We start from the raw sequence: 6915 nt of genomic DNA, 5'->3' as shown, positions 1-6915 counted from the left end.
AATGCTCGGTGTTTAAAATCTGTACTATATGCCATAGCTTTATTATAACATGTATTTTATAAACTAAGATACTATAATAACTTTTAAGTTATAATTTGATTGAAAAGAGGTTGCTTGGTGCATACAATTTACTTCTATAAGGACAAAAATGGAAATGAGCCAGTCTTGGATTATATGAGAGAATTGGCTTGTCAGAAAAGTAAGGATAGTCGTATTAAACTCAATAAACTAAACGACTATATTGAGTTGTTGAGTCAACATGGGACTAGAGCTGGTGAACCCTATATTAAATATTTGGAAGATGAGATATGGGAATTAAGACCTCTTAGGGACAGGATTTTATTTGTAGCTTGGATTGATGGGAGCTTTGTTCTCTTACATCATTTTGTCAAAAAGATTCAAAAGACTCCTAGAAGAGAAATTGAAAAAGCCAAGCGTGAACTGAAGGACTTAAAAGAAAGAGGGTTAAGTGATGAAAAATAGTGCCATTGGGAGTAATTGGAAGGATGTCCGTTCAGAACTCTTTACCAAGGAGGAAATCCTTGAAAGTGATATGCGAGTGGCTATCATGAGTGAGTTGATTGAGGCTAGACATGAGCAAGGAATTAGTCAGAAAAAACTAGAAGAACTCAGTGGAGTGAGCCAGACTGTCATAGCTAGGATGGAAACAGGAAAGACGAGCCCTCAGTTGGATACGGTCTTAAAAGTTTTAGCCAGTTTAGGCAAGACACTAGCAGTCGTCCCACTTGAACAGGAAAAAAGTTGATTAAACTGACTTATAGTCTTTTCTAATAGCAAGCCATAGTCAGTTCTCGGTTCACTAATATTTTGTTCTAAACGTAAATATTTAAAAACTCTATTAATCATTGTCTATCAAAGGATTTGGGGAATCTTCTCCAAATCCTTTTTTGTACTTCAAATAGCGATATAGTTTCAAACTATATCAAAGCCTAAGTTTTTACAATTATACAGACGGTTTCTTTTCTGTTAAGATAGTTTCAACAACAATTTTTGGAGGACAAAACATGTCAACTACAATTATCGGTTTCCCACGTTTGGGTGAATTCCGCGAATTAAAATTTACAACTGAAAAATACTTTAGAAAAGAAATCTCAGAAGAAGAACTCTTGGCTGCTGCAAAAGAATTGCGTGCAAAACACTGGAACATTGTCAAAGAAAAAGGAATCACTGAAATCCCATCAAATGACTTTTCTCACTATGACAACTTCCTTGATGCTGCTTTCCTTTTCAACGTAGTTCCTGCATCTGTTCAAAACTTGGAATTGTCTGACCTTGAACGTTACTTTGCTTTGGGACGTGGTTACCAAGGAGAAAAAGGGGATGTTCGTGCCCTTCCAATGAAGAAATGGTTCAACACCAACTACCACTACATCGTTCCTAAATTTGAAAAAGACACTCAAGTAAAATTGGCTGGTCACAAGATTTTTGATGAGTTCCAAGAAGCAAAAGAACTTGGTCTCAACACTCGTCCTGTCCTTGTAGGTCCATTCACTTTCCTTCAATTGTCAGACTTTGAAGAAGGCGTAAAAGCAGAAGACTTCGTAGATAGCTTAGTAGCTGCTTATCAAGACGTATTTGCAAAATTGGCTGAACTTGGTGCGACTCGTATCCAACTCGATGAAGCTGCTCTTGTCAAAGACTTGACAGAAGAAGAAAAAGCACTCTTCTTGAACCTCTACAACAAGCTTTTGGCTGATAAAAAAGGTCTTGAAGTCTTGCTTCAGACTTACTTCGGAGACGTTCGTGATGTTTACGCTGACCTTGTGAAATTGCCAGTAGATGCCATCGGTCTTGACTTCGTTGAAGGTAAGAAAACTCTTGAACTCGTTAAAGGTGGATTCCCAGCTGACAAGATTCTCTATGCAGGTATTGTCAATGGTAAAAACATCTGGCGCAACAACTACGAAAAGAGCTTGGCTGTTCTTGAGCAAATCCCAGCTGAAAACATCGTCTTGACTAGCTCATGTTCACTTCTTCATGTGCCATTTACAACTGCTAATGAAGAATTTGAACCAGCTATCTTGAACCACTTTGCATTTGCAGTTGAAAAATTGGATGAGATCCGTGACTTGGATGCTATCCGCAATGGTCAAGGTGCAGAGGCTCTTGCAGCAAACAAAGAACTCTTTGCGACTGAACGTGTTGGTGAAAATGCGGAACTTCGTGCTCGTATCGCAGGATTGACAGATGCAGACTACACTCGTTTGCCAGCCTTTGCAGAACGTGAAGCTATCCAAGAAGAAGCCTTCAAACTTCCAGCTCTTCCAACAACAACCATCGGTTCATTCCCTCAAACCAAGGAAGTTCGTGCTAAACGTTTGGCCTTTCGTAAGGGTGAATTGTCACAAGAAGAATACGATGCCTTCCTTGCTGAAACCATCGACGAATGGATCAAATGGCAAGAAGAAGTTGGATTTGACGTGCTTGTACACGGTGAATTCGAGCGTAATGACATGGTTGAGTACTTCGGTCAAAACTTGTCAGGTTACCTCTTCTCTAAGAATGGTTGGGTACAATCATACGGTATGCGTGGGGTTAAACCACCAATCATCTGGGGTGATGTGACTCGTCTCAACCCAATCACTGTGAAATGGTCTAGCTACGCACAAAGCCGTACTGACAAACCTGTTAAAGGTATGTTGACTGGACCTGTTACTATCCTTAACTGGTCATTCCCACGTGAAGACATCTCTATCAAGGATTCTACTCTTCAAATCGCTCTTGCAATCAAGGATGAAGTTCTTGACCTTGAAGCTGCAGGCGTGAAAATCATCCAAATCGACGAGGCTGCTCTTCGTGAGAAATTGCCACTCCGTCGTAGCGACTGGTACGAAGACTACCTTGACTGGGCTATTCCAGCCTTCCGCTTGGTACACTCAACAGTAGCACCAGACACACAAATCCACACTCACATGTGTTACTCAGAATTTACAGATATCATCCCAGCTATCGACAACTTGGATGCAGACGTTATTTCCTTTGAAGCTAGCCGTTCAAACCTTGAAATCTTGGACGAACTCAAAGCGAAAAACTTCCAAACAGAAGTGGGCCCTGGGGTTTACGATATCCACTCACCTCGTGTGCCTAATGAAGGCGAAATCGACCACACAATCGAAGCCATCCTTGCTAAAGTGCCAAGCAAGAAAGTTTGGATCAACCCAGACTGTGGTTTGAAAACACGTGGTATTCCAGAAACAAAAGAAAGCTTGATCCGCCTTGTAGAAGCTGCTAAAGCTGCTCGTGAGAAATTGTAAGAAAAGACATTTCTCCATACATGGTTGATCAGTAAGAAATCAACTAGAAAAGGTTTATACATATGTCACGTCAAACACCGTCCCTCTCATTTGAAGTTTTCCCTCCAAACCCAGCAGTAGGCAATGACAAAATTATTGCAGCCCTGAAAGATATGCAGGACTTGGCCCCACACTTCATCAGTGTGACTGCCAGCAATAATAAATTTAATATCAAAGAGACGACGGTCCGTTTGGCCGACTTTATCCAAAATGACTTGGAGATTCCAACCATTGCTCACTTGCCAGCTATTTATCTGACTAAGGATAAGGTGGCTGAGACAATTGTAGATTTGGATAAGGTTGGAGTACAGAAAATCTTGGCTCTTCGTGGAGATATCATTCCAGGTGTTGAGCCACAGAAGGATTTCCGTTATGCGACAGACTTGATTGAGTTCATCAAGGAACAGGCCCCACACTTTGATATCATTGGTGCTTGTTATCCTGAAGGTCATCCAGACTCTCCAAACCAAATCTCAGATATCCAAAATCTTAAGAAAAAAGTGGATGCAGGATGCTCTAGTCTTGTCACTCAGCTATTCTTTGACAATGAGCGTTTCTATGATTTCCAAGACAAGTGTACCTTGGCTGGAATTGATGTGCCTATTCATGCGGGTATCATGCCAATCCTCAACCGTAACCAAGCTCTTCGTCTTTTGAAGACTTGTGAGAATATCCATCTCCCACGTAAGTTTAAAGCTATCTTAGACAAGTATGAGAATGACCCTGAGTCACTCAGAGCAGCAGGACTTGCCTATGCCGTGGACCAAATAGTGGACTTGGTAACTCAGGACGTTGCAGGTGTGCATCTCTACACTATGAACAATGCAGAAACTGCCCAATACATCCATCAAGCAACCCATGCCTTGTTCAATCATCAGTCTTTAGGATAATAAAAAGCAAACCATTCTTCTTTTCATAGAGGAATGGTTCCTTTTTAATAGAAAAGCCAGCACTTTTTAAGAAAAATATGATAAAATAGACTCTGTACGTACTTGATACAAAGATGAGGGTATTTAGGTTTTAACGAATTTTAATAGTCGATTAATTTTTAAGCAAAATCTGAAAATTGGTGTCTATAAAAAATCACGAACGAAGTGAGTGTTAAAAGATGTTTCACGCTATAGTGAAATTCCTTGGATTTCTAAAATCATCCACTGGATAATTTTACCTCCCGTCCACACTGTTTCAGTGAAATATCAAAAAGATTCATAATTGAATTTTGTCCTCATTTCTTAGGAAAAAAGACAAGCTTCCTAGCATTCATCGAATGCTTCGTCACCTTCCTATTTTTCTACAGAAATGTTCGGCAAACCGAACCGTCCAAAATATCTTGATCTTTGTAGGCAAGGCGTATAATTTTATCAATCCAAAGGGGATTAAAATGACAAAACAAGTGTTTCAAACGACTTTTGCGGGTCGTGAGTTGATCGTAGAGACTGGCCAGGTTGCTAAGCAAGCAAATGGTGCTGTTGTCGTGCGTTATGGTGAGTCAACTGTCTTGACTGCTGCCGTTATGTCAAAGAAGATGGCAACTGGGGATTTCTTCCCACTTCAAGTCAACTACGAAGAAAAAATGTATGCGGCTGGGAAATTTCCTGGTGGCTTTATGAAACGTGAAGGACGTCCTTCAACAGATGCGACTTTGACAGCGCGTTTGATTGACCGTCCAATCCGTCCAATGTTTGCGGAAGGTTTCCGTAATGAAGTGCAAGTCATCAATACTGTTCTTTCTTACGATGAAAATGCATCTGCACCAATGGCAGCTATGTTTGGTTCATCATTGGCGCTTTCTATCTCAGATATTCCATTTGATGGACCAATCGCTGGGGTACAAGTGGGTTATGTGGATGGCCAAATCATCATCAACCCAACGCAAGAACAAGCAGAGCAATCGCTTCTAGAATTGACAGTAGCTGGTACGAAGCACGCTATCAACATGGTAGAGTCTGGTGCCAAAGAATTGTCAGAAGAAATCATGTTGGAAGCTCTTCTGAAAGGACACGAAGCCGTTAAAGAATTGATTGCCTTCCAAGAAGAAATCGTTGCGGCAGTCGGTAAAGAAAAAGCAGAAGTAGAATTGCTTCATGTGGATGAGGAATTGCAGGCTGAAATCATCGCAGCCTACAACAGTGACCTTCAAAAAGCGGTCCAAGTAGAAGAAAAATTGGCGCGTGAAGCTGCAACTCAAGCAGTGAAAGACCAAGTTACAGCAGTTTACGAAGAAAAATATGCAGACCACGAAGAATTTGACCGTATCATGCGTGATGTGGCTGAAATCTTGGAACAAATGGAACACGCTGAAGTGCGCCGTTTGATCACTGAAGACAAGGTTCGTCCTGACGGCCGTAAGGTTGATGAAATCCGTCCTTTGGATGCGGTTGTTGACTTCCTTCCTCGTGTGCACGGTTCAGGTCTCTTTACTCGTGGACAAACGCAAGCTCTTTCTATCTTGACTTTGGCGCCAATGGGTGAAACTCAAATCATCGATGGTTTGGATCCAGAGTACAAGAAACGCTTTATGCACCACTATAACTTCCCACAATACTCTGTAGGGGAAACTGGACGTTACGGTGCTCCAGGTCGCCGTGAAATTGGTCACGGTGCTCTTGGTGAGCGTGCTCTTGCTCAAGTATTGCCAAGCTTGGAAGAATTTCCATACGCTATCCGCCTAGTAGCAGAAGTCTTGGAATCAAACGGTTCTTCATCTCAAGCCTCTATCTGTGCGGGAACTCTTGCCCTTATGGCTGGTGGTGTGCCAATCAAGGCACCAGTAGCTGGTATTGCCATGGGACTTATCTCAGATGGAAATAACTACACCGTATTGACAGATATCCAAGGTTTGGAAGACCACTTTGGAGATATGGACTTTAAGGTTGCAGGTACTCGTGATGGTATTACAGCCCTTCAGATGGATATCAAGATTCAGGGAATCACTGCAGAAATCTTGACAGAAGCCCTTGCCCAAGCTAAGAAAGCGCGTTTTGAAATCCTTGATGTGATTGAAGAAACGATTCCAGAAGTTCGTCCAGAATTGGCTCCAACTGCTCCGAAAATTGATACCATCAAGATTGATGTGGACAAGATCAAGATCGTCATCGGTAAGGGTGGAGAAACCATCGACAAAATTATCGCTGAAACAGGCGTTAAGATTGATATTGACGAAGAAGGAAATGTTTCTATCTACTCTAGCGACCAAGATGCCATCAATCGTGCTAAAGAGATTATTGCTGGTTTGGTTCGTGAAGCTAAGGTGGACGAAGTTTACCATGCTAAGGTTGTTCGTATCGAGAAATTTGGTGCCTTTGTCAACCTCTTTGATAAGACAGATGCCCTTGTTCATATCTCTGAAATGGCTTGGACTCGCACTAACCGTGTCGAAGACTTGGTAGCCATTGGTGATGAAGTGGATGTTAAGATTATCAAGATTGACGAAAAAGGTCGTGTAGATGCTTCGATGAAAGCACTCTTGCCACGTCCACCGAAACCTGAACATTCAGAAGAAAAAGGTGAAAAGGGTCCTCGTCACCACCACAAGGACAACAAACCTAAGAAAGAAACTACAGAAACACCAAAAGACTCAGAATAAGAAAAGGAGAATTGT

The 6915-nt window shown here is 41.6% G+C and carries 5 protein-coding genes; all 5 read left to right on the top strand.

The window, feature by feature from the left end; genetic code table 11:
* The first annotated feature begins 117 nt into the window (after positions 1 to 117).
* The 5 genes from M1R56_RS09380 to pnp all read left to right on the top strand — a co-directional run bounded on the left by M1R56_RS09380 (position 118) and on the right by pnp (position 6900).
* Positions 118 to 483, top strand: coding sequence for a type II toxin-antitoxin system RelE/ParE family toxin (locus M1R56_RS09380; RefSeq protein ID WP_248035964.1), 366 nt, complete (start codon positions 118 to 120; stop codon positions 481 to 483).
* On the top strand, positions 473 to 766 hold the full coding sequence (locus M1R56_RS09375; RefSeq protein WP_248035963.1) for a helix-turn-helix transcriptional regulator: 294 nt from the start codon (positions 473 to 475) through the stop codon (positions 764 to 766). The genes M1R56_RS09380 and M1R56_RS09375 overlap by 11 nt, the downstream gene beginning before the upstream one ends.
* Before the next feature lie 259 nt (positions 767 to 1025).
* Positions 1026 to 3275 (top strand): 5-methyltetrahydropteroyltriglutamate--homocysteine S-methyltransferase, encoded by a 2250-nt coding sequence (gene metE, locus M1R56_RS09370; protein ID WP_248035962.1) that lies wholly within the window; start codon positions 1026 to 1028, stop codon positions 3273 to 3275.
* Positions 3276 to 3337: 62 nt separating this feature from the next.
* Positions 3338 to 4204, top strand: a complete 867-nt coding sequence (gene metF / locus M1R56_RS09365; protein ID WP_248035961.1) for a methylenetetrahydrofolate reductase [NAD(P)H] — start codon at positions 3338 to 3340, stop codon at positions 4202 to 4204.
* 491 nt (positions 4205 to 4695) lie between these two features.
* Complete coding sequence (gene pnp, locus M1R56_RS09360) at positions 4696 to 6900, top strand: polyribonucleotide nucleotidyltransferase (RefSeq protein WP_248035960.1); 2205 nt, start codon at positions 4696 to 4698, stop codon at positions 6898 to 6900.
* Positions 6901 to 6915: the final 15 nt, after the last annotated feature.

Source organism: Streptococcus sp. oral taxon 431 (genome assembly GCF_023115445.1).
Lineage (GTDB): Bacteria > Bacillota > Bacilli > Lactobacillales > Streptococcaceae > Streptococcus.
This window is presented reverse-complemented; position numbering and strand designations above follow the sequence as displayed.

Excerpts from the sequence above, each read along its gene's own strand:
- M1R56_RS09375 (WP_248035963.1), top strand. The coding sequence starts at position 473 with ATGAAAAATAGTGCCATTGGGAGTAATTGGAAGGATGTCCGTTCAGAA.
- metE (WP_248035962.1), top strand. The coding sequence starts at position 1,026 with ATGTCAACTACAATTATCGGTTTCCCACGTTTGGGTGAATTCCGCGAA.
- metF (WP_248035961.1), top strand. The coding sequence starts at position 3,338 with ATGTCACGTCAAACACCGTCCCTCTCATTTGAAGTTTTCCCTCCAAAC.
- pnp (WP_248035960.1), top strand. The coding sequence starts at position 4,696 with ATGACAAAACAAGTGTTTCAAACGACTTTTGCGGGTCGTGAGTTGATC.